General features: G+C 72.2%; 15 protein-coding genes. 8 read left to right on the top strand and 7 right to left on the bottom strand.

The features are described 5' to 3' along the window. Window positions 1–38: 38 nt before the first annotated feature. Window positions 39–836 carry a DUF2127 domain-containing protein gene (locus ABT048_RS06930; RefSeq protein WP_350520243.1) on the bottom strand — a complete coding sequence of 266 codons (798 nt, stop codon included), beginning with the start codon at window positions 834–836 and terminating at the stop codon, window positions 39–41. Between the two features lie 294 nt (window positions 837–1,130). Between ABT048_RS06930 and ABT048_RS06925 the strand changes: the two genes are divergently transcribed. Continuing rightward, window positions 1,131–1,442, top strand: a complete 312-nt coding sequence (locus ABT048_RS06925; protein WP_350520242.1) for a DUF3817 domain-containing protein — start codon at window positions 1,131–1,133, stop codon at window positions 1,440–1,442. A gap of 231 nt (window positions 1,443–1,673) precedes the next feature. On the opposite strand, the gene ABT048_RS06920 is transcribed toward ABT048_RS06925, so the two are convergent. Both ABT048_RS06920 and ABT048_RS06915 read right to left on the bottom strand, forming a co-directional pair. After that, window positions 1,674–3,299 carry a M4 family metallopeptidase gene (locus tag ABT048_RS06920; RefSeq protein WP_350520241.1) on the bottom strand — a complete coding sequence of 542 codons (1,626 nt, stop codon included), beginning with the start codon at window positions 3,297–3,299 and terminating at the stop codon, window positions 1,674–1,676. A 489-nt stretch (window positions 3,300–3,788) separates the two neighbouring features. Further along, window positions 3,789–5,417: a M4 family metallopeptidase gene (locus ABT048_RS06915; protein WP_350520240.1), complete on the bottom strand. Its 1,629-nt coding sequence runs from the start codon at window positions 5,415–5,417 to the stop codon at window positions 3,789–3,791. 496 nt (window positions 5,418–5,913) lie between these two features. Between ABT048_RS06915 and ABT048_RS06910 the strand changes: the two genes are divergently transcribed. From ABT048_RS06910 to icmA, 3 genes are all read left to right on the top strand, one after another. Next, the gene (locus ABT048_RS06910) at window positions 5,914–6,450 is read left to right on the top strand and encodes a MarR family winged helix-turn-helix transcriptional regulator (RefSeq protein ID WP_350520239.1); all 537 of its coding nucleotides are present in this window, start codon (window positions 5,914–5,916) and stop codon (window positions 6,448–6,450) included. A gap of 76 nt (window positions 6,451–6,526) precedes the next feature. After that, a complete protein-coding gene (locus tag ABT048_RS06905) occupies window positions 6,527–6,868 on the top strand; it encodes a DUF3817 domain-containing protein (protein WP_350520238.1) in 342 nt (113 codons plus the stop codon). 284 nt (window positions 6,869–7,152) lie between these two features. Beyond that, window positions 7,153–8,838 (top strand): coenzyme B12-dependent isobutyryl-CoA mutase large subunit, encoded by a 1,686-nt coding sequence (gene icmA, locus ABT048_RS06900; protein ID WP_350520237.1) that lies wholly within the window; start codon window positions 7,153–7,155, stop codon window positions 8,836–8,838. A gap of 75 nt (window positions 8,839–8,913) precedes the next feature. On the opposite strand, the gene ABT048_RS06895 is transcribed toward icmA, so the two are convergent. Next, window positions 8,914–9,465, bottom strand: a complete 552-nt coding sequence (locus ABT048_RS06895; protein ID WP_350520347.1) for a TetR/AcrR family transcriptional regulator — start codon at window positions 9,463–9,465, stop codon at window positions 8,914–8,916. Window positions 9,466–9,987: 522 nt separating this feature from the next. On the opposite strand from ABT048_RS06895, the gene ABT048_RS06890 reads away from it, so the two are divergent. From ABT048_RS06890 to ABT048_RS06875, 4 genes are all read left to right on the top strand, one after another. Beyond that, on the top strand, window positions 9,988–10,977 hold the full coding sequence (locus ABT048_RS06890; RefSeq protein WP_350520236.1) for a tetratricopeptide repeat protein: 990 nt from the start codon (window positions 9,988–9,990) through the stop codon (window positions 10,975–10,977). A gap of 778 nt (window positions 10,978–11,755) precedes the next feature. Continuing rightward, window positions 11,756–12,427, top strand: coding sequence for a DUF6230 family protein (locus tag ABT048_RS06885; protein ID WP_350520235.1), 672 nt, complete (start codon window positions 11,756–11,758; stop codon window positions 12,425–12,427). A 158-nt stretch (window positions 12,428–12,585) separates the two neighbouring features. After that, window positions 12,586–13,269 (top strand): DUF6114 domain-containing protein, encoded by a 684-nt coding sequence (locus tag ABT048_RS06880; protein WP_350520234.1) that lies wholly within the window; start codon window positions 12,586–12,588, stop codon window positions 13,267–13,269. Further along, window positions 13,266–14,762, top strand: coding sequence for a hypothetical protein (locus ABT048_RS06875; RefSeq protein WP_350520233.1), 1,497 nt, complete (start codon window positions 13,266–13,268; stop codon window positions 14,760–14,762). The genes ABT048_RS06880 and ABT048_RS06875 overlap by 4 nt, the downstream gene beginning before the upstream one ends. A gap of 85 nt (window positions 14,763–14,847) precedes the next feature. Here ABT048_RS06875 and pyk read toward each other — a convergent pair whose 3' ends face one another. The 3 genes from pyk to pta form a co-directional block, all read right to left on the bottom strand. Beyond that, window positions 14,848–16,275, bottom strand: a complete 1,428-nt coding sequence (pyk, locus tag ABT048_RS06870) for a pyruvate kinase (RefSeq protein ID WP_350520232.1) — start codon at window positions 16,273–16,275, stop codon at window positions 14,848–14,850. Window positions 16,276–16,369: 94 nt separating this feature from the next. After that, window positions 16,370–17,593: an acetate kinase gene (locus ABT048_RS06865; protein ID WP_350520231.1), complete on the bottom strand. Its 1,224-nt coding sequence runs from the start codon at window positions 17,591–17,593 to the stop codon at window positions 16,370–16,372. Beyond that, complete coding sequence (gene pta / locus ABT048_RS06860; RefSeq protein WP_350520230.1) at window positions 17,590–19,719, bottom strand: phosphate acetyltransferase; 2,130 nt, start codon at window positions 19,717–19,719, stop codon at window positions 17,590–17,592. Before pta ends, ABT048_RS06865 begins: the two co-directional genes overlap by 4 nt. Window positions 19,720–19,778: the final 59 nt, after the last annotated feature.

Below are 19,778 nucleotides of genomic sequence, written 5' to 3'. Positions count from 1 at the left end.
GGGGCGCAACTGGTACGGGGCTGCGACAAATGCGCCGGTCAGCTCCGTGCGTGCGCCCCGTGTCCGGGGTGCGGGATCGCGCCGGCCGCCTGCTCGACCTCCAGCAGCGAGGCCGAGTGGCGCTCGGCCTCGAAGGCCACCACGCCGCCGCGCAGTCCGAACAGGCGCTTGGAGAGCATGATCCAGAGGACCGCCGCGATGTTGAGCACCAGGGTGCAGATCTTCACCGCGCTCACGTGGTGGCTCAGCTCGTAGCCCTCCAGCGGCAGGAAGGCTGCGGTGGCGACCACCGTCAGGTACTCGGCCCAGCGCTTGTTCAGCCAGAGGCCGACCGCCTCGACGATCTCGATCAGGGCGTAGGCCACCAGCGCGCCCGCGACGATCAGCAGGGTGCTCTTCTTGAAGTCGAAGGTCTTGCGGATCGTCTCGACGATCGGGGCGTGTTCGAGGTCCCAGTGGAAGTGGTCGGTGACGGGCCGGAAGACCGTCAGGTTCTCGTCGAAGATCCGGTGCACCGCGTCCTGGCTGTTGGAGAACTTCCACACGGCCCAGGCGACCACGATGATCAGCAGTCCGCGCAGCACCCGCTCGACGGCGAGGAAGCGCAGGATGAAGAGGTCCCGCAGCGCCTTGCCGCGCGGCACCAGCGGCGCGTCCCCGGCGGGGCCGGAGCCGTGCGGGGCGCCCAGTGCGAAGTCGCCGCAGCGCAGGCAGCGCCAGGCGTCGCCGAGGGCGGTGGCGGCGTGCAGCCGGGACGCCAGCTCGGGCTCGGTGGGCGCGTAGGTGATGTGGCCGCGCTTGGCGCAGGTCCTGCGGTCCCAGTCGCGCTTGAACATGTGGTGACTACCCCCGTGGCGTGATGCTTCCGGCGCCCGGATCGGTGGGCGCGCGGGCAGCAGGATAGGGGTTCCCGGTGACGGGCCGTCGCGCTCGGTCGTGTTCCGGCACACAGCTGTGACAGGGACGGGACCGCGGGGGCGGCGGCGCCGCGCGCGGGCGCTGTGAGATCGGGCACGGAGCCCACCCCCGGCAGGGGCGTCGGACGTGTGCTCGGTGATAATGACCGGAAGGCTTGTGAGTCGCTTCACAAGCGCGCCCGCGCCTCCGACCCCCGTATTGAGGTACCCAACGTGAACAGCAGCGCCGTCCACCGCCTGCGCCTGGTCTCCGGCCCCGAAGGGGTCTCGTTCATCCTGCTGCTGATCTGCTCGGTGCTGAAGCGGACCACCTCGTTCGACGCCGTCCCGGTGATGGGCATGGTCCACGGGGTCCTGTTCATCCTGTACGTGGTCTTCTGGATCCAGGCCTGGCAGACGCAGAAGTGGGACGCCAAGCGCGGCGTCCTGCTGTTCGTCCTCGCGGTGCTGCCCACCGGCGGCTTCCTCGCCGAGCGGATGCTCGGCCGGGAGGAGCGCGGCGAGCTGAAGCCCGCCACCGCCTGATCCCCGCCGGCGCTCGGCGCCCGGGTCCCGCCACCGTCCGGGGGGTCCTGCCCCCGTTCGGGTCCCGCCACCGTCCGGGGGGTCCCGCCACCGCTCGGGTCCCGCCACCGCTCGACACCGGACCGATCCGCGGCGCGGACGGTCGACAGGCTGCCACGGCCTCCTCTCCCAAAGGGCCGCGGCAGCCTGTCGCCGTTTCTTACCGGGGGTGGCTCGTGCCGGAGCGGACGGCTAGTTGACGTTCACCGCGCTCCAGGCCGCCGCGACCGTCTTGTACTCGGTGCTGGTCGCGCCGTACAGGTCGGTGGCGGCCTTCAGGGTCGCCGTGCGGGCGGCCTTGTAGTTGGTGGTGGAGGTCATGTAGACGGTCAGCGCGCGGTACCAGATGGCCGCCGCCTTGGTCCGGCCGATGCCGGTCACCGTCGAGCCGTTGGAGGTCGGGCTGTTGTAGCTGACCCCGTTGATCACCTTGGCGCCGCTGCCTTCGGCGAGCAGGAAGAAGAAGTGGTTGGCGACGCCGGAGGAGTAGTGGACGTCCTTGTTGCCGACGGTGGACGACCAGTAGTCGGCCGACGCGCCGTCCTTGGAGGGCTTGTCCATGTAGCGCAGCGGGGTGCCGTTGCCGTTGATGTTGAGCTTCTCGCCGATCAGGTAGTCCGGCGGGTCGGCGGGCAGGTTGGCGGACCACTCGACCATGGTGCCGAAGATGTCCGACGTGGCCTCGTTGAGGCCGCCGGACTCGCCCGAGTAGTTCAGGCCGGCGGTGGCCGAGGTGACGCCGTGGCTCATCTCGTGGCCGGAGACGTCGATGGCGGTCAGCGGGTGGGTGTTGCCGGATCCGTCGCCGTAGGTCATGCAGAAGCAGGAGTCGTCCCAGAACGCGTTGACGTAGTTGGTGCTGTAGTGGACCCGGCTCGCCGCGCCGACGCCGTTGTTCTTGATGCCGCTGCGGCCGAAGGTGTTCTTGTAGTAGTCCCAGGTGGCCGCGGCGCCGAACTGGGCGTCCACCGCGGCGGATTCACGGTTGGACGGCGCGCCGTTGCCCCAGGAGTTGGTGGTCTTGCTGAACAGCGTGCCGTTGCCCGAGGTGCCGCCCTTGAGGTCGGTGGTCGACTGGTTGCCCCGGGAGGCGTCCTTGAGCTGGTAGTTCGAGCCGCTCTGGGTGGTGGTCAGCGTGACGGTGCCGACGTTGACGCCCTTGCCGGTGCCGGTCGCGGTCTGCACGTGCTCCTGGCTGGAGAGCACCTGGCCGGTGGCGGCGTCGGTGACGACGTCCTGGCGGCTCGGGGTGCCGTCCGCCCGCTCGCCCGTGACCACCGTGCGGTGGGCCAGGCGCGGGGCGCCGTCGGCCGCCCAGACGACCAGCTCGGTCGCGCCGGCGCCGTCGACCTTGGTGAGCGCCGCCTCGTCCGCGTCGGCGGCGATGCCGACCGTGGCGCGCACCGCGGCGGTGGCCCGCTCGGCCGCCTGGCCCGCGGCGACGGCCGGGGTCAGGGTGGGCACGGACAGCCGGCCGGCGAAGGCGCGGTCGACCGAGCCCACCGAGCCGTCGGCCTTCTGGTGGACGACCAGGTCGCCGCCGAGCACCGGCAGGCCGGCGTAGGTCCGCTCGTACCGGAGGTGGCGGGTGCCGTCCCGGTCCACCACGACGTCCTTGGGGACCAGCTTCTCCTGGCCGCCGAGGGCGAGGGCCTGCGCGACCGGGGCGCTCTGCCCGGCGGCGAACGCGAGCAGCGCGGACTGCTGCTGTTCCGGCGCGGGGGCGGCGGCCTGGGCGGGGACGGCGGCGATCTGGACGACGCCGGCCAGCAGGGCGGTGGCGGAGAGTACGGCTCCGACGGTCAGCTTTCGCTTCATGGACGGGGGTTCCTTCCACGAGACCCGCGGGTGCGTGCGGGTGCGCCGCGTACCGGGGCGCCGGGGTTGGCACCGTTGGGGCGGTAGGGCGCGGACGTGCCGTTCCCGTGCGGTTCCTGACGCTCCGCCGATGGGTGGGGGTGGCGGAGGTCGGACGGGACGTGGTCAGAAGCATGACAATTTCGGGCCGGAATGGACAGGCCGCGTCCGGGGATTGGCCAGGAATCGCCAGTCCCGGTACGGATGGTTCGGTTGCTGCCCGTTGCCTGGTATGCCGCGTTCGCCCCCCTGGCGGGACTCCGCCAGCCGGGCGGCCTTGACAGCCGGACGGCCCCGAAGCAGCCGTTCCGGATGAACGGCCCCGACCGAACGCCCCCGTACGAACGCCCCCGAACCGGCAGCCCCGAACGGCAGGCCCCGAACGGGCGGACGCCCGGGGCCTGCCCCCCTCCGAGGGGCCCCGGGCGTCCGGATCGCGTGCGCCGTGGGTCAGTTGACGTTGACGGCGGTCCAGGTCGCGGCGACGGCGCTGTACTCGGCGCTGCTCGCGCCGTACAGGTCCGCAGCGGCCTTCAGGGTGCCGGTGCGGGCCCCCGCGTAGTTGGTGGTGGAGGTGAAGTAGGTGGTCAGCGCGCGGTACCAGATCTGCGCGGCCTTGTCCCGGCCGATGCCCGCGAGGGTGGAGTTGTTGTAGGTCGGGCTGTTGTAGCTGACGCCGTTGACGGTCTTGGCGCCGCTGCCCTCGGCGAGCAGGTAGAAGAAGTGGTTGGCGACGCCGGAGGAGTAGTGGACGTCCTTGCTGCCGACGCCGGAGGACCAGTAGTCGGCCGAGGCGCCGTCCTTGGAGGGCTGGTCCATGTAGCGCAGCGGCTTGCCGTCGCCGTTGATGTTGATCAGCTCGCCGATGAGGTAGTCCGGCTTGTCGGCGGCCAGGTTGGCGTAGAACTCGACCATGGTGCCGAAGATGTCCGAGGTGGCCTCGTTGAGGCCGCCGGACTCGCCCGAGTAGTTCAGGTTGGCGGTGGCGGAGGTGACGCCGTGGCTCATCTCGTGGCCGGCCACGTCGAGTTCGGTCAGCGGGTGGGTGTTGCTCGTGCCGTCGCCGTAGGTCATGCAGAAGCAGCTGTCGTCCCAGAACGCGTTGACGTAGTTGCGGCCGTAGTGGACCCGGCTCGCGGCGCCGACGCCGTCGTTCTTGATGCCGTTGCGGCCGAAGGTGTTCTTGTAGAAGTCCCAGGTGGCGGCCGCGCCGAACTGGGCGTCCACCGCGGCGGACTCCGCGTTGGAGGCCAGGCCGTTGCCGAAGCTGTCGGTGGTGTTGGCGACCAGGGTGCCGGAGCCGGACGTCATGCTCTTCAGGGTGTAGGTGGCCTGCCCGCCGCGGGTCGCGTCCTTGAGCTGGTAGGAGGAGCCGCTCTGGGTGGTGGTCAGCGGGACGGTGCCCACGAAGACGCCCTTGCCGGTGCCGGCGGCGGTCTGCACCTCCTCGTGGGTGGAGAGCACCTGGCCACTGGCCGCGTCGGTGACCAGCAGCTGACGGCTCGGGGTGCCGTCGGCGCGCTCGCCCTCGACGGTGGTGCGGTACGCCAGGCGCGGGTTGCCGTCGGTGGCCCAGACCACCAGCTCGGCCTTGCCGGTCTGGTGCACCGCCGTCAGCGGCGCCTCGTCCGCGTCGGCGGTGATGCCGACGGTGGACTGCACGGCGCCGGTCGCCTGGGCGGCGGCCTTGTCGGCGGGGATCTGCGGGGTGAGGCTCGGCAGGGCGATGGTCGCACCGGTGGCCTTGTCCACGGAGGTGGTCGAGCCGTCCGCCTTCTGGTGCACCACCAGGTCGCCGCCCAGGACCGGGAGGCCGGCGAAGGTGCGCTCGTAACGGAAGTGACGGGTGCCGTCGGCGTCCACCACGGCGTCCTTGGCCACCAGCTGCTCCTGGCCGCCCAGGGCCAGGGCGTGCGCCACCTTGCCCGCCTGGCCGTTCGCCAGGGCGATCAGGTCGGCGCGCTGTCCGGCCCGGGAGTGCGGGGCGGGGTCCGCCACGGCCACGGTGCTGACCTGGACGACGCCGGTGAGCAGAGCGGTGGCGGAGAGTACGGCGACTGCGGCGAGCTTTCGCTTCACGGACGAGTCCTTCCGGGAAACCGCGTGTGGGCGCGGTCGCGCCGCGTCCCGGGGGCCGGGGTCGGCACCTGAGGGGCGGGACGGGCACTGACGTTCAGAGCCCCGAGCGGTCGAGCGGCCGGCCACCGGGGGTGGGGGTGGTGGAGGGCCGTACGGGGTTGGCGGAAAGCATGACAATCGAGCAAAACAAATGACAGGTCTTGCTCATGAATTGGCCAAGTCCCGCCAGGGGGAAGGATTGTGAACGAGCGGACAAAAGGAACGGATCACCCCTCCGTTCGACGGGTTACCGCCCGAACGGAGGCCTGTTAGAGCGGTGTTGGCGCGATCAGTGGTCAACCCCGGTGCGCCGTACGTCCGTTGCAGTCCGTTCACACCGGTGCAATGTCCTGGTATGGGCCTGGCCGTCCGATTGGCGGGATCCCGCCACACGTTGCGCTTGTCCACCATCAGGACAGCTGGTAGCACCCGTACGGTCCGCCGGTACGGTAAGGAGGTGGCCAAGCCCCTCGCACTCGACTTCGACCCGATCGCCCGCGCCGACGAGCTGTGGACCCGCCGCTGGGGCGGAGTCCCCTCGATGGCGGCGATCACCTCGATCATGCGCGCCCACCAGATCCTGCTCTCCCGGGTGGACGCGGTGCTCAAGCCGTACGGGCTGACCTTCGCCCGCTACGAGGCGCTGGTGCTGCTGACCTTCAGCCGGACCGGCGAGCTCTCGCTCTCCAAGATCGGCGAGCGGCTCATGGTCCACCCGACCAGCGTGACCAACACCGTCGACCGTCTGGAGCGGGCCGGCCTGGTCGCCCGCCGCCCGAACCCGCTGGACGGCCGCGGCGTGCTGGCCGCGATCACCGGGCGCGGCCGGGAGGCGGTCGAGGAGGCCACCCGGGAGCTCATGGCGATGGAGTTCGGACTGGAGGAGTACGGCCCCGAGCAGTGCCGCCAGGTGTTCGACCTGCTGAAGCCGCTGCGGATCGCGGCCGGTGACTTCTCCGAGCCCGACGAGGGGGCTGCGCAGGCGGAGGCGTGAGGACGGCTACCCTCGTGGGAGCGGTGCGCGGATCCGGGCGTACCGGCGGAAACTGCCGAGCGAGGCGAGGAAGAGTATGAAGGCGACCCCCCTGCTGGGCTGGTACCGGGCCCTGGCCATTGCGACCGGTGTGGCACTGCTGGTGTTCTGCGGTTTCATGGTCGCGAAGTACGGCTTCAGCACGGCCGAGGACGTGACCACGTACGTCGCGATGCTGCACGGCTACCTGTACATCGGGTACTTCGTGGTGACCTTCCTGCTCGGGCAGAAGCTGAAGTGGCCGCTCGGCCGGCTGGTGCTGACCCTGGCGGCGGGCTGCATCCCGTTCCTCTCCTTCGTCTTCGAGCGCAAGGTGGCCCGCGAGGCTGCCGAGAAGCTGCCGGCGGGCACCGGTGCCCGCCAGCCGGCCGGCGTCTGAGCCGACCGGCCGCCCGGGAGTCTGTGCGGCGGTCCGCCGCCCGGGAGCCCGTACGAGGGCCCCTTCCCCACCGCGGGGGAGGGGCCCTCGGCGTTCCCGGACCCGTCCGGCCCGCCCCGCCGGCCCGGCCGCCCCCGCCCGCCGGCCCGGTCGGCTCCACTCGCCGGCCCTTTCGGGGGTGTCGTCCGTCGACAAGTACTAGGACGTCCGAGTAAATTAGTAGGACGTCCTAATAGCTGTGCCGCCCGTCGCCGTGGCGGCCGTACGGAGCGGAGTTCGGGGTCATGGACGCCGAGGAGATCGAGCGCGGACGGCAGCGCTGGCAGCAGCGGTACGACAAGGCCCGCAAGCGGGACGCGGACTTCACCACCCTCTCCGGGGACGAGGTCGAGCCGGTCTACGGCCCGCCCGCCGGGCAGGCCTACGAGGGCTTCGAGCGGATCGGCTGGCCGGGCGAGTACCCGTACACCCGCGGCCTGCACCCGACCGGCTACCGGGGCCGCACCTGGACCATCCGCCAGTTCGCCGGCTTCGGCAACGCGCAGCAGACCAACGAGCGCTACCGGATGATCCTGGACGCGGGCGGCGGCGGCCTCTCGGTCGCCTTCGACATGCCCACCCTGATGGGCTACGACTCCGACGACCCCAAGTCGCTGGGCGAGGTCGGCCACTGCGGCGTGGCCATCGACTCGGCCGCCGACATGGAGGTGCTGTTCAAGGACATCCCGCTCGGCGGGGTCACCACCTCGATGACGATCAGCGGCCCGGCCGTCCCGATCTTCTGCATGTACCTGGTCGCCGCCGAGCGCCAGGGCGTCGACCCGGCGGTGCTCAACGGCACCCTGCAGACGGACATCTTCAAGGAGTACATCGCGCAGAAGGAGTGGCTCTTCGCCCCCGAGCCGCACCTGCGCCTGATCGGCGACCTGATGGCCTACTGCGCCGAGGGCATCCCCGCGTACAAGCCGCTGTCCGTCTCCGGCTACCACATCCGCGAGGCCGGGGCGACGGCCGCGCAGGAGCTGGCGTACACCCTCGCGGACGGCTTCGGCTACGTCGAGCTGGGCCTGTCCCGGGGCCTGGACGTGGACGTCTTCGCACCCGGCCTGTCCTTCTTCTTCGACGCGCACCTGGACTTCTTCGAGGAGATCGCCAAGTTCCGTGCCGCGCGCCGGATCTGGGCCCGCTGGATGCGCGACCGCTTCGGCGCCAAGACCGACAAGGCGCAGTGGCTGCGCTTCCACACCCAGACCGCCGGCGTCTCGCTCACCGCGCAGCAGCCGTACAACAACGTGGTCCGCACCGCCGTCGAGGCGCTGTCCGCGGTGCTCGGCGGCACCAACTCGCTGCACACCAACGCGCTGGACGAGACCCTGGCGCTGCCTTCCGAGCAGGCCGCCGAGATCGCCCTGCGCACCCAGCAGGTGCTGATGGAGGAGACCGGCGTCGCCAACGTGGCGGACCCGCTGGGCGGTTCCTGGTACGTCGAGGCGCTGACCGACCGGATCGAGCAGCAGGCCGAGGCGATCTTCCAGCGGATCCTGGACAAGGGCAGCGAGGACCACGAGATCGGCCCGATCACCTCCGGCATCCTGCGCGGCATCGAGGAGGGCTGGTTCACCGGCGAGATCGCCGAGGCCGCCTTCCAGTACCAGCAGGGCGTGGAGAAGGGCGAGAAGCGCGTGGTCGGCGTCAACTGCCACCCGCGCAGCGTCACCCCCGAGCTGGAGATCCTGCGGGTCAGCCACGAGGTCGAGCGCGAGCAGGTGCGCGTGCTGGGCGAGCGCAAGGCGGGCCGGGACGACGCGGCCGTGCGGGCCGGGCTGGACGCCATGCTGGCGGCGGCGCGCTCGGGCGAGTCGATGATCCCGCCGATGCTGGACGCGGTGCGCGCCGAGGCGACGCTGGGCGAGATCTGCAACGCGCTGCGGCAGGAGTGGGGCACGTACCAGGAGAACGCGGCGTTCTGACCGGGCCGGCGAACGGTCGCAGGAGCGCGGGAAGCCGCCCGTACGGGGTTCCGTACGGGCGGCTCCGTCGTGCCCTCAGCAGGTGGTGAGCGGGCCCAGCAGCAGGTCGGTGAAGCGGCGGGTCCATTCGGGGGTGATCGGCTCGCCGCTGACCAGGACGCGGTGTTCGACGGTGCCCGCGATGGTGTCGAAGATGATGTCGACCTCCTCGCAGGCGGACCCGGCGTCGGTGTCCGGTTCGAGTTCGCCGCGCGCCTGGGCGGCCGTCCGGCCCTGGCGGACCAGCCGCTTCTGCGGGTCCACGATGGCCTCGCGGATCCGGCGGTGCAGCTGCCGGTCGCGGATGCCCTCGGCGAACAGCGCGAGCAGCGCGGCCTGGGTCTCCGGGCGGGCCAGCAGGTCGGCGAACTGGGCCACCACGGCCTCGATGTCGGCCCGCAGGCTGCCGAGGTCGGGCATCACCAGGTCGTCGAAGAGGGTGGCGACGGCGTCGACGACCAGTTCGTTCTTGGAGGGCCAGCGGCGGTAGAGCGTGGTCTTGGCGACCCCGGCCCGGCTCGCCACGTGGCCCATGGTCAGTCCGCCCCAGCCGAGTTCGGCGAGGGCTTCGCGGGTGGCGGCGAGGATGGCGCGGTCGGCGGCGGCGCTTCGCGGGCGGCCCTTGGCCCGGGCGGTGCCGACGGCCTCCGGGGTCGGGTGCGCGGCTTCCGGGGCCGAGCTCGCCGGGTCCGTGGACGTCGGGACCGTGCTCTCCGGGCTCGCGGGGGGCTGGGCGGCCGGCACCGGGCCTCCTTGCGCTTTACTGGTAAGTAACTTGGGTGGGGCAGGTAACGGTAGCGACTGTTGGCCGATTCGGGCAGCCGGGCCGCCCGGGAAAGTGGGGCAGGTCACGTCGCCGAACCGCCGGTGGGGCTTGCGGCCGGGGCACCGCCTCCAGTTACGCTACGACTCGTAGCGAAAGAACAGTGACAACCAGGCGCCGCGACCGTGGGACGGGAGCGGCGCGGGCGCGGGTGGGGATCCGCGCCGAACGGTCCAGGCTACCGGGGGGCGGGTACCACGCCCGGGAACCGGCGCAGCGCGCCCCGCGCGAGCCGACTTTCCCGAGGATGGTGCCCGCGAGCAGCGCGGACGGGGGAGGATGGTGCCATGCAGCCACGGAATTCGCGTCCCAACAGCTCCGCCCTGCGCGGCGCGGTCGACCTCGCCGCAGTGAAGGCGGCCGGCGAGGCCGCACAGAAGGCCGAGCAGGCCCGGGCCGATCGGGCCCGTCAGGCGGCCGCCGCCGAAGCGGCCGGAGTCGCCCCCGCCCAGTCCGCCCTCCAGCTCGTCATCGACGTCACCGAGGACACCTTCGAGTCCGACGTCGTCCAGCGCTCCACCGAGGTGCCGGTCGTCATCGACTTCTGGGCCGAGTGGTGCGGCCCCTGCAAGCAGCTCAGCCCGGTCCTGGAGGGCCTGGCCGAGGAGTACGCCGGCCGCTTCGTGCTCGCCAAGATCGACGTGGACTCGAACCAGCTGCTGGCCCAGCAGTTCGGCATCCAGGGCATCCCGGCCGTGATGGCCGTGGTGGCCGGCCAGCTGGTGCCGCTGTTCCAGGGCGCGGAGAGCGCCGCCAACATCCGCAAGATCCTGGACCAGCTGATCCTGGTCGCCGAGCAGCGCTTCGGCGTGGGTGGCGCGGTCGCCCCGGGCGAGGCCCCGGCCGCGGCCCCGGAGCGTCCCGAGGACCCGGCGCTGGCCGCCGCGCACGACGCGCTGGACGCCGGTGACCTGGGCGGTGCCATCCAGGCGTACAAGAACGTGCTGACCGACCAGCCGGGCAACACCGAGGCCAAGCTGGGCCTGGCCCAGGCCGAGCTGCTGCAGCGGATCGAGGGCCTGGACCTGCAGGACGTCCGGACGGCGGCCGCCGCCGAGCCGAAGAACGTCGCGATCCAGCTCCAGGCGGCCGACCTGGACCTGGTCGGCGGCCACGTCGAGGACGCCTTCGGGCGCCTGGTGGACACCGTCGGGCGGACGGCCGGCGAGGACCGGGACACCGCCCGGCTGCGCCTGCTGGAGCTGTTCGAGGTGATCGGGTCGGACGACCCGCGGGTCACCGCGGCCCGTACGGCGCTGGCGCGCGTCCTGTTCTGACCCCGGTCCGGGCCCGTTCCGACGCCGGTCCGGGCCCGTTCCGAGCGCGCTTCGGGTCCGCTCCGAGGCCGGGTCCGACCCGGCTCCGGCCGGTCGGCTGGCACGGCGGATGACCTGCGGTGTCGCCAGGTGATTTGGCGACAATCCGGTCAACCGGACAGAGGTTTACCAAATCTTGATTTCACCCGTGGGTGGTCACTATCCGTGACCGCCCACGGGTGTTTCGGCGGTGTTTCCGGCAGATTTCGCCGTCACCGTTCCTTCAAGACGTCACGTACGGTGTTCGTCGCGTCCAGTTCATGATCGACGCCACCGAATGTTGGATTACCCGTCAGTAAGGCACCCCTTGTGCTTCGCCCGGGATTCAAGCAGCATCGGCGTCGCCCGGTCCCAGACTCCACACCCTCCGACAGCCGTCGGCCAAGCGGAGCGCGGGATCCCCACCGGGTGATCCGTCGGCCCCGGTCGGCGGTAGGGAGGGCAGGGGGGTATCCGCGGTCCCACGGCGGTTCCTGTCCTTCGACCGGCCGCGCGGCCCTGCGCGGTCGCTGGTTGTCGCTCGGGGGTGATCGCCGATGTCGTCGGTCCTGCCCGCCGCCCCACAAGGTCGGTCGGTGCTCGGCCGGGAGGGCCGCTCTACGCAGGCCGCTCCCGCGTCCGACGACGCCCAAGGCGCTCTCCGCTACCGAGGACGTAGCTCTCTCCCATCCCAGGCCCCCACCGGCGCGCGCCACGCCGCCGGGGAGCCGGAGATGTACGTCCTAGAAGGAGGACTCGCATGTCCAAGACCTACGGCAAGACCCGCTGGAAGCGCTTCGCCCTGGTGATGGTTCCGAGCGTCGCGGCCACCGCGATGGTCGGCGTCTCGATCGCCAACAGCGCGCTCGCCGCTTCGTTCAGCATTTCCGGCCAGCAGTTCAAGGTCAGCACCGACCAGCTGCACGGCACCAACTTCGCCCAGTTCGGCTCGGTCGACATCGAGGCGAACGGCAAGCCGCACCCGGTCGCGGTCTCGGCCTTCGACCACGCCGACATCACCAACCTGTGCCAGTCGGTGGTGACGGACCTGACCGGCTTCGGTCTGGGCAAGATCACCCTGCAGCTGCACGCCGGTACCGAGGCGGGCAAGCCGGTTCAGGCCGACAACCTGCTGATCGACCTGGAGCAGCTGAAGGCGGACGCGACCTTCACCAACATCAACATCGGTCAGGACGCCTCCACCCTCTCCGGCTCGGCCACCCAGGGCTGGACCCCGCACCCGGGCGTCACCAAGGCCGGCGGCGGCGCCGGTCTGCCCTCCGGTGCGACCGGTTTCGCCCAGGCCGCCAAGGCGGCGGACCTGAGCGGCGTTCAGCAGGTCGCCCGGGCCACCTCGGCCGGCACGTTCAAGCTGAACGGCCTGAACCTCGCGCTGAAGAGCGGCGACGGCGCGGGCAACGAGTGCTTCTGAGCCTCGCTTTGACCGGGACGCCCGCCCGGCACGCCTGACGGCCTGCCGGGCGACGCGCCCCGACGACGGGTCCACCCGGGGCCGGGGACGGCGGAGCATCGCCGCCCCCGGCCCACCCCCATTGTTCTCCCCTCGTAGCGACATCGAGGAGCTGCACCATGTCCAGCGCAACGGTCGAACCCCGGACCGGCCACCAGAACCCGATCGGGTGGCTCTGGCGGCACTTCCGTGATTTCCGCCGCACCAGGCCCTTCTGGGGCGGCCTGCTGGCCATGATCGCCGGCGTCCCGATCCTCTACTTCCCCTACGCGCACCTGACGTTCGGTGGCCTGACCATCGCGATGTCGACCACGGCCGGCGCGGGGTCGCTGATCATCGGCGTGCTGATGATCATCCTCGGTCTGACCGCCTGGTTCCAGCCCGCGGTGCGGGTCTTCGGCGGCATCGCCACCATCCTGCTGACCCTGGTCTCGATCCCGGTCTCCAACCTGGCGGGCTTCGGACTGGCGCTGCTGCCGGGCCTGATCGGCGGCGGGCTGATGGTCTCCTGGGCCCCGCTGCCGGAGCCGAAGACCGCGGGTGAGGGCCGTCGCCGTGGCCGCCGCAAGGGCGCCGAGGACGCGGCGGCCGCGGACACCGGGGCCGGTGAGGCCGTGGCGCAGAGCGTCGCCACCGAGCCGGCCGCCGAGGCCGCCGCGGAGACCACCGTCGCGGCTGCCGCCGAGGCGCCCACCGCCCAACTGCCCGCCCAGGGCGAGCCGCAGGAGCCGGCCGCCCAGCCCGCCGCCGAGGCGTCCGTCCCGAAGCAGGCCGGCGCCACCGATCCGGAGGCCGCGCGGTGACCGGGCCGGCCGAGCAAGCCGACGACGCGGCCGTGCCGGCGCGGCGCTCCGGTCGGCACGCGGCCCCGCGCACGCCCGTACGGGTCAGACTCAGAGGCCGCGCACTGGCGATGGCCGCGGTGCCGACCGCGCTGCTGATGGCCGCCGCCTACACGCCCAACCCGGCGATCGCCGAGGCGGCGGCGGGCAAGCCCTGCGGTGCCGCGCCGGCCACGGTGCCGGACGTCGCGCCGATCGAGACGCCCGTCCCCAAGAGCGAGCTGCCCGAGCCGCCGCTGGGCCCGACCGCCGACCCGACGACGGGCCCGACCACCCCGCCGACCGCGCCCACCACCGCGCCCACCCCTGGGCCCTCGAACGGGCCCTCGACCGGCCCGAGCTCGGTGCCGACCCAGCCGACCGGCCAGGCGCCGACCGTCGCGCCGGTCAAGCCGCCGGCCGCGGCGGAGCCCGGCACGCTGCCGCCCGCCGCCCGGGCGGCCGCGCAGCCGCAGGCCGGCGCCGCCACCACCGGCGCGGTCGCGCCGGGCACGGACCGGCCGGGCGTCGGCAGCGGTCCTGGCACGGCGACCCAGGCCGGGCTGATCGACGACATCGTCGGCGGCATCAACCACCTGCTGAACCCGACGGCTTCGCCCAGCCCGACCGCCGCCCCGACCCAGGCGCCCAAGCCGGGCACCACCCCGGCGCCGGCGGCCACCACCCCGACCGCCCCGGCCCCGCGGGCCGGCACGCCGGCCCAGCCCGCGCCCGCCCAGCCGCAGGCCCACGGCGCGACCCCGGACGCCGCGCCGACCACGACCCCGTCCTCCGGCGGCGCGCCCTCGCCGGCCGCGACGCCGAGCGGGAAGGCGAGCCCCAGGGCGACGCCCTCGGCCGGCGCCTCCGGCACCGCCTCGCCCACCGCGGGCGCCACCGGCACCCCGTCCGCCACGCCCACCGACAACCCCAACTGCGACGTGGACACCCGGGGCCTGACCGCGGGCGCGGCCACGACCGGCCACGTCGTCCCGGAGCAGAACTGGACGCTGCTGACCAGCCGTCTGGCCCTGCACGGCGCGGCCTTCCACGGCGTCTACGACGTGAAGACCCCGACCGGCAGCAAGCGGGTGCTGAAGTTCGTGGTCGACAGCGTGGACATCGACAATCTCGACATGTCGACACTGGAGGGGAACGGCGTCACCTTCCACGTCCAGGGCGCCAAGGGCTCCACCTCGACCATGCGCAACGGCCCGGTCACCATGTACGTGGAGCGGCTGTCCGGCCACCTCTCCAAGGTGCTCGGCCTGCCGATCCCGATCGACCTGGGCGAGATCACCCTCACCCCGGACACCCTGCCGCGCTGGCTGTACGACCTGATCGGTGCCATCCCGATCCCGCTGGACCTGGAGCTGACCGGCGTCACCGCCAAGCAGGCCGGCCAGTTCGGCGGCACCCTGCACATCCCGGGGATGCACATGTTCAACGACGACGCGCCCTACAGCAACGAGTGAGCGACGGGCTCCGGACGCACTGACGCCCGTGGGGCGGCCCTCCGTGCGGGAGGACCGCCCCACGGGCGTTCTCAGGTCCTGGGGCTCACTCGCCCCGGGTGCCCAGGTGGTGCACCTGCACCATGTTGGTGGTGCCGGGGATGCCGACCGGGACACCGGCGGTGACGATGACGGTGTCGCCCTCGGCGAGCCGGCCCATCCGCAGCAGCTCACGGTCGACCTGGGCGACCATGGCGTCGGTGGTGGCGACCTGCTCGGTCACGTACGCCTCGACGCCCCAGCTCAGCGAGAGCTGGTTGCGGGTCGCGGAGTCCGGGGTGAACGCGATCACCGGGATCGGCGAGCGGTAGCGGGACAGCCGGCGGGCGGTGTCGCCGGACTTGGTGAAGGCGACCAGCGCCTTGCCGTCGAGGAAGTCGCCCAGCTCGCACGCGGCGCGGGCGACCGAGCCGCCCTGGGTGCGCGGCTTGCGGCCCGGGTTGAGCGGCTGCAGGCCCTGGGAGACCAGCTCCTCCTCGGCCTTCTCGCAGATCCGGCTCATGGTGCGGACGGTCTCGACCGGGTACTTGCCGACGCTGGACTCGGCGGAGAGCATGACCGCGTCGGCGCCGTCCAGGATGGCGTTGGCGACGTCGGAGACCTCGGCGCGGGTCGGGCGCGAGGCGTGGATCATCGACTCCATCATCTGGGTGGCGACGATGACCGGCTTGGCGTTGCGGCGGGCCAGCGTGACCAGCTGCTTCTGGACCAGCGGCACCCGCTCCAGCGGGTACTCCACGGCGAGGTCGCCGCGGGCGACCATGATGGCGTCGAAGGCGAGGACGATCTCCTCCATGGCCTCGACGGCCTGCGGCTTCTCGATCTTGGCGATGACCGGCACCCGGATGCCGACCTCGTCCATGACCTCGTGGACGTCCTTGATGTCGTCCGCGTTGCGGACGAAGGACAGGGCGATCATGTCGACGCCCAGGCGCAGGGCGAAGCGCAGGTCGTCCTTGTCCTTCTCGGACAGGGCGGGTACGTTCACGGCCGCGCCGGGCAGGTTGATGCCCTTGTTGTTCGAGAGCACGCCGCCCTCGACCACCACGGTCTTCACCCGCGGGCCGTCGACGCTGACGACCTCCAGGGCGATGACGCCGTCGTTGATCAGGATCGGGTCGCCGGGCTTCACGTCGCCGGGCAGGCCCTTGTAGGTGGTGCCGCAGATGTACTGGTCACCGGGGACGTCCTCGGTGGTGATGGTGAACTCGTCGCCGTTGTCGACGGTCACCGGGCCGTTGGCGAAGGTCGCCAGACGGATCTTCGGACCCTGGAGGTCGGCCAGGACGCCGATGGCCTTGCCGGTGTCCTCCGAGACCTGGCGGACCTTGCGGTACCGCTCCTCGTGGTCCGCGTGGTTGCCGTGGCTCATGTTCAGTCGGGCGACGTTCATGCCCGCCTCGACGATGGCCTTCAGCTGTTCGTAGGAGTCCGTCGCCGGACCCAGGGTGCAGACAATTTTCGCTCGGCGCATATCGATCAGTCTATCCGTTCGGGTTATGGGTGCATTCGGCACGGACCGGGAGGAATCGCCGACGAATGATTCCGAGGAGTGAGACGATTTTGTGTCAGTCCTCGGACATGTGAGGTTCCCGGTGCACCAGTGCGAAGGCCTGCCGGGCGATCTCCAGCTCCTCGTCGGTGGGCACCACCGCGACCGCCACCCGGGCGTACGCGGGCGAGATGATCCGGGCCGCGCCCGAGCGCACCGAGTTCAGCTCCGGGTCCACGGCGATGCCCAGCTCGTCCAGCCCCGCGGTGGCCGCCGCGCGCACCGGCGCCGCGTTCTCCCCGACGCCCGCGGTGAAGGCGATCGCGTCCACCCGGCCGAGCACCCCGTAGTAGCCGCCGATGTACTTGCGCAGCCGGTGGACGTAGCTGTCGAAGGCGAGCCTGGCGTCCGCGTCCCCCTCGTCGGCGCGGCGCATGATCTCGCGCATGTCGTTCTCGCCGCACAGGCCGCGCAGGCCGCTGCGGCGGTTGAGCAGGTCGTCGATCTCGTCGATCGACAGTCCGCCGACCCGGTGCAGGTGGAACACCACACCGGCGTCGATGTCGCCCGAGCGGGTGCCCATGACCAGGCCCTCCAGCGGGGTCAGGCCCATCGAGGTGTCGACGCAGCGCCCGCCGCTGACCGCCGAGGCGGAGGCGCCGTTGCCCAGGTGCAGCACGATCACGTTGACCTCGGCCGGGTCCTTGCCGAGCAGCCGGGCGGTCGCCCGCGAGACGTACTGGTGCGAGGTGCCGTGGAAGCCGTAGCGGCGCACCCGGTGCTCGTCGGCGACGTCCTTGTCGATCGCGTACCGCGCCGCGTACTCGGGCATCGAGGCGTGGAAGGCGGTGTCGAAGACGGCCACCTGCGGGAGGTCGGGGCGCAGCGCCCGGGCCACCTCGATGCCGGTGATGTTGGCCGGGTTGTGCAGCGGGGCCACCGGGATGAGCCGGCGGATCTCCCCGAGCACCTCCTCGGTGATCACGGTCGGCTCGGTGAACCGCTTGCCGCCGTGGACCACCCGGTGGCCGATCGCGGCCAGCTCGGGGGAGTCCAGCCCGAGGCCGTCGGCGGCCAGCTCCTCGGCGACGGCCTTCAGCGCGGCCGAGTGGTCGGGGAACGGCTGCAGCGCCTCGCGCGGCTCGCCGGCGCGGGGGGTGTGCACCAGGCGCCCGCCCGACTCGCCGATCCGCTCGACCAGCCCGGAGGCCAGTCGGGTGCCGTCCAGCATCTCGATCAGCTGGTACTTCACCGACGAGGAGCCGGCGTTCAGCACGAGAACGCGGGTTCCTTCGCTCATGCCCGGTGCTCCTTGTCGTCCTGGGACTGGATGGCGGTGATCGCCACGGTGTTGACGATGTCCTGCACCAGCGCCCCGCGGGAGAGGTCGTTGACGGGCTTGCGCAGCCCCTGCAGCACCGGGCCGACCGCGACCGCGCCGGCCGAGCGCTGGACCGCCTTGTAGGTGTTGTTGCCGGTGTTGAGGTCCGGGAAGATCAGCACGGTCGCCCGCCCGGCCACCGGGGAGCCCGGCAGCTTGGTGGCCGCGACGTGCTCGTCCACCGCCGCGTCGTACTGGATCGGGCCCTCGACCAGGATGTCCGGCCGCAGCTCGCGGACGAGCTCGGTGGCCTTGCGCACCTTGTCGACGTCGGCGCCGGAGCCCGAGGTGCCGGTCGAGTACGAGAGCATCGCGACCCGCGGCTCCACCCCGAACTGGGCGGCGGTGGCGGCGGCCTGGATCGCGATGTCGGCCAGCTGCTGGGCGTCCGGGTCGGGGTTGACCGCGCAGTCGCCGTACACCAGCACCTTGTCGGCCAGGCACATGAAGAAGACGGAGGAGACGATCGCGGCGCCCGGCGAGGTCTTGATCACCTCGAAGGCCGGCCGGATGGTCGCCGCGGTGGAGTGCACCGCGCCGGACACCATGCCGTCCGCGATGCCCTCCTGGACCATCAGGGTGCCGAAGTAGGAGACGTCCGTGACGACGTCCAGCGCCAGTTCGACGGTCATCCCCTTGTGGGCCCGCAGCCGCGCGTACAGCTCGGCGAACTGGCGGCGCAGCGGGCTGGTGGTCGGGTCGACGAGCCGGACCTGGGCACGGTCGGCGCCCGGCGCCTCCAGCGGCAGCTCGATGCCGAGGCCGGCGGCCTTGCGGCGCACCGCGTCCGGATCGCCGAGCAGGGTGAGGTCGCAGATGTTGCGGCGCAGCAGGATCTCGGCCGCGCGCAGCACCCGCTCCTCGGTGCCCTCGGGCAGCACGACGTGCCGGCGGCCGGCCCGGGCCCGCTCCAGCAGCTCGTGCTCGAACATCATCGGGGTGACCCGCTCGGACCGGTCGACCTCGATCAGGTTGGTCAACTCGACGGTGTCGACGTGCAGTTCGAACAGGCCGAGGGCGATCTCGGCCTTCCGGGGGCTGGCCGCGGTGAGCTTGCCCTCCAGGTGGGTCAGGGCGGCGGCGGTCGGCCAGCTGCCCTCGGGGACGACGGCGACCGGGGTGCCCGGGGCGAGCCGGGCGGCGAGCGCCATCACGTTCGGGCCGGGGTGCTGGCCGAGTGTCAGCAGCACGCCGGCGATCGGCGGGGCGCCGGCGGCGTGCGCGGCCAGCGAGCCGATCACCAGGTCGGCGCGGTCCCCGGGGGTGACGACGAGCGCGCCCTCGGTCAGCGCGTCCAGGAAGGTCGGCAGCATGGCGCCGCCGAAGACGTAGCCGCGCACGTCGCGGGCCAGGCCGGCCGCGTCGCCGAGCAGCACCTCGGCGCCGGTCGCCTCGACCAGCTGGGCGACGGTCGGCGCGGCCAGGGCCGGCTCCTCCGGGATGACGTAGGCGGGGATCGGCAGCTTCTCGGTGAGCTTGCGCTGGATCCGCTGCTTGGCGCTGGCGGCGGTCCGGTTGGCGATCATCGCCAGGGTCTCGCAGCCGAGGTCGGTGTACGCCCGGTGGGCGTTGCGCACCTCGGCGATCACGGCCTCCGGGTCCTTGCCCTGACCGCCGACCACCGGCAGCACGGCGGCACCGAACTCGTTGGCGAGGCGGGCGTTGAAGGCCAGTTCGTCCGGGATGTTGGTGTCGGCGAAGTCGGTGCCGAGCACCAGCACCGCCTGGCAGCGCCGTTCCATCGCGCGGAACCGGTCGACCAGGACGGAGACCAGCTCGTCCTGCCCCTGGGCGGCCTGCAGCGCGGCGGCCTCCTCGTAGGTGAGGCCGTACAGCTCGGTGCTCGGCAGGTCGATCCGGTAGCGGCCGTGCAGCAGCTCGACGACGTGGTCCGAGCCCGGCTCACCGGGGGCGGAGGCGTGCACCAGCGGGCGGAAGAGCCCGACCCGGTCCACCTGGCGGGTGAGCAGTTCCATGACCCCGAGTTCGACCGCCTGTCGGCCGTCCCCCCGGTCGATCCCGGTCACGTACACGCTGCGCGCCACGTGGGTTTCTCCGTCCCGTCGTCTCGGAAGGTGGTCATATCGACCATACCTTCGCACCC

Source organism: Kitasatospora sp. NPDC096140 (assembly GCF_040303045.1).
In the GTDB taxonomy this organism is placed as follows: Bacteria; Actinomycetota; Actinomycetes; order Streptomycetales; family Streptomycetaceae; genus Kitasatospora.
Note: the sequence above shows the minus strand (reverse complement) of the source record. Positions and strands in the feature narration are given on the sequence as shown.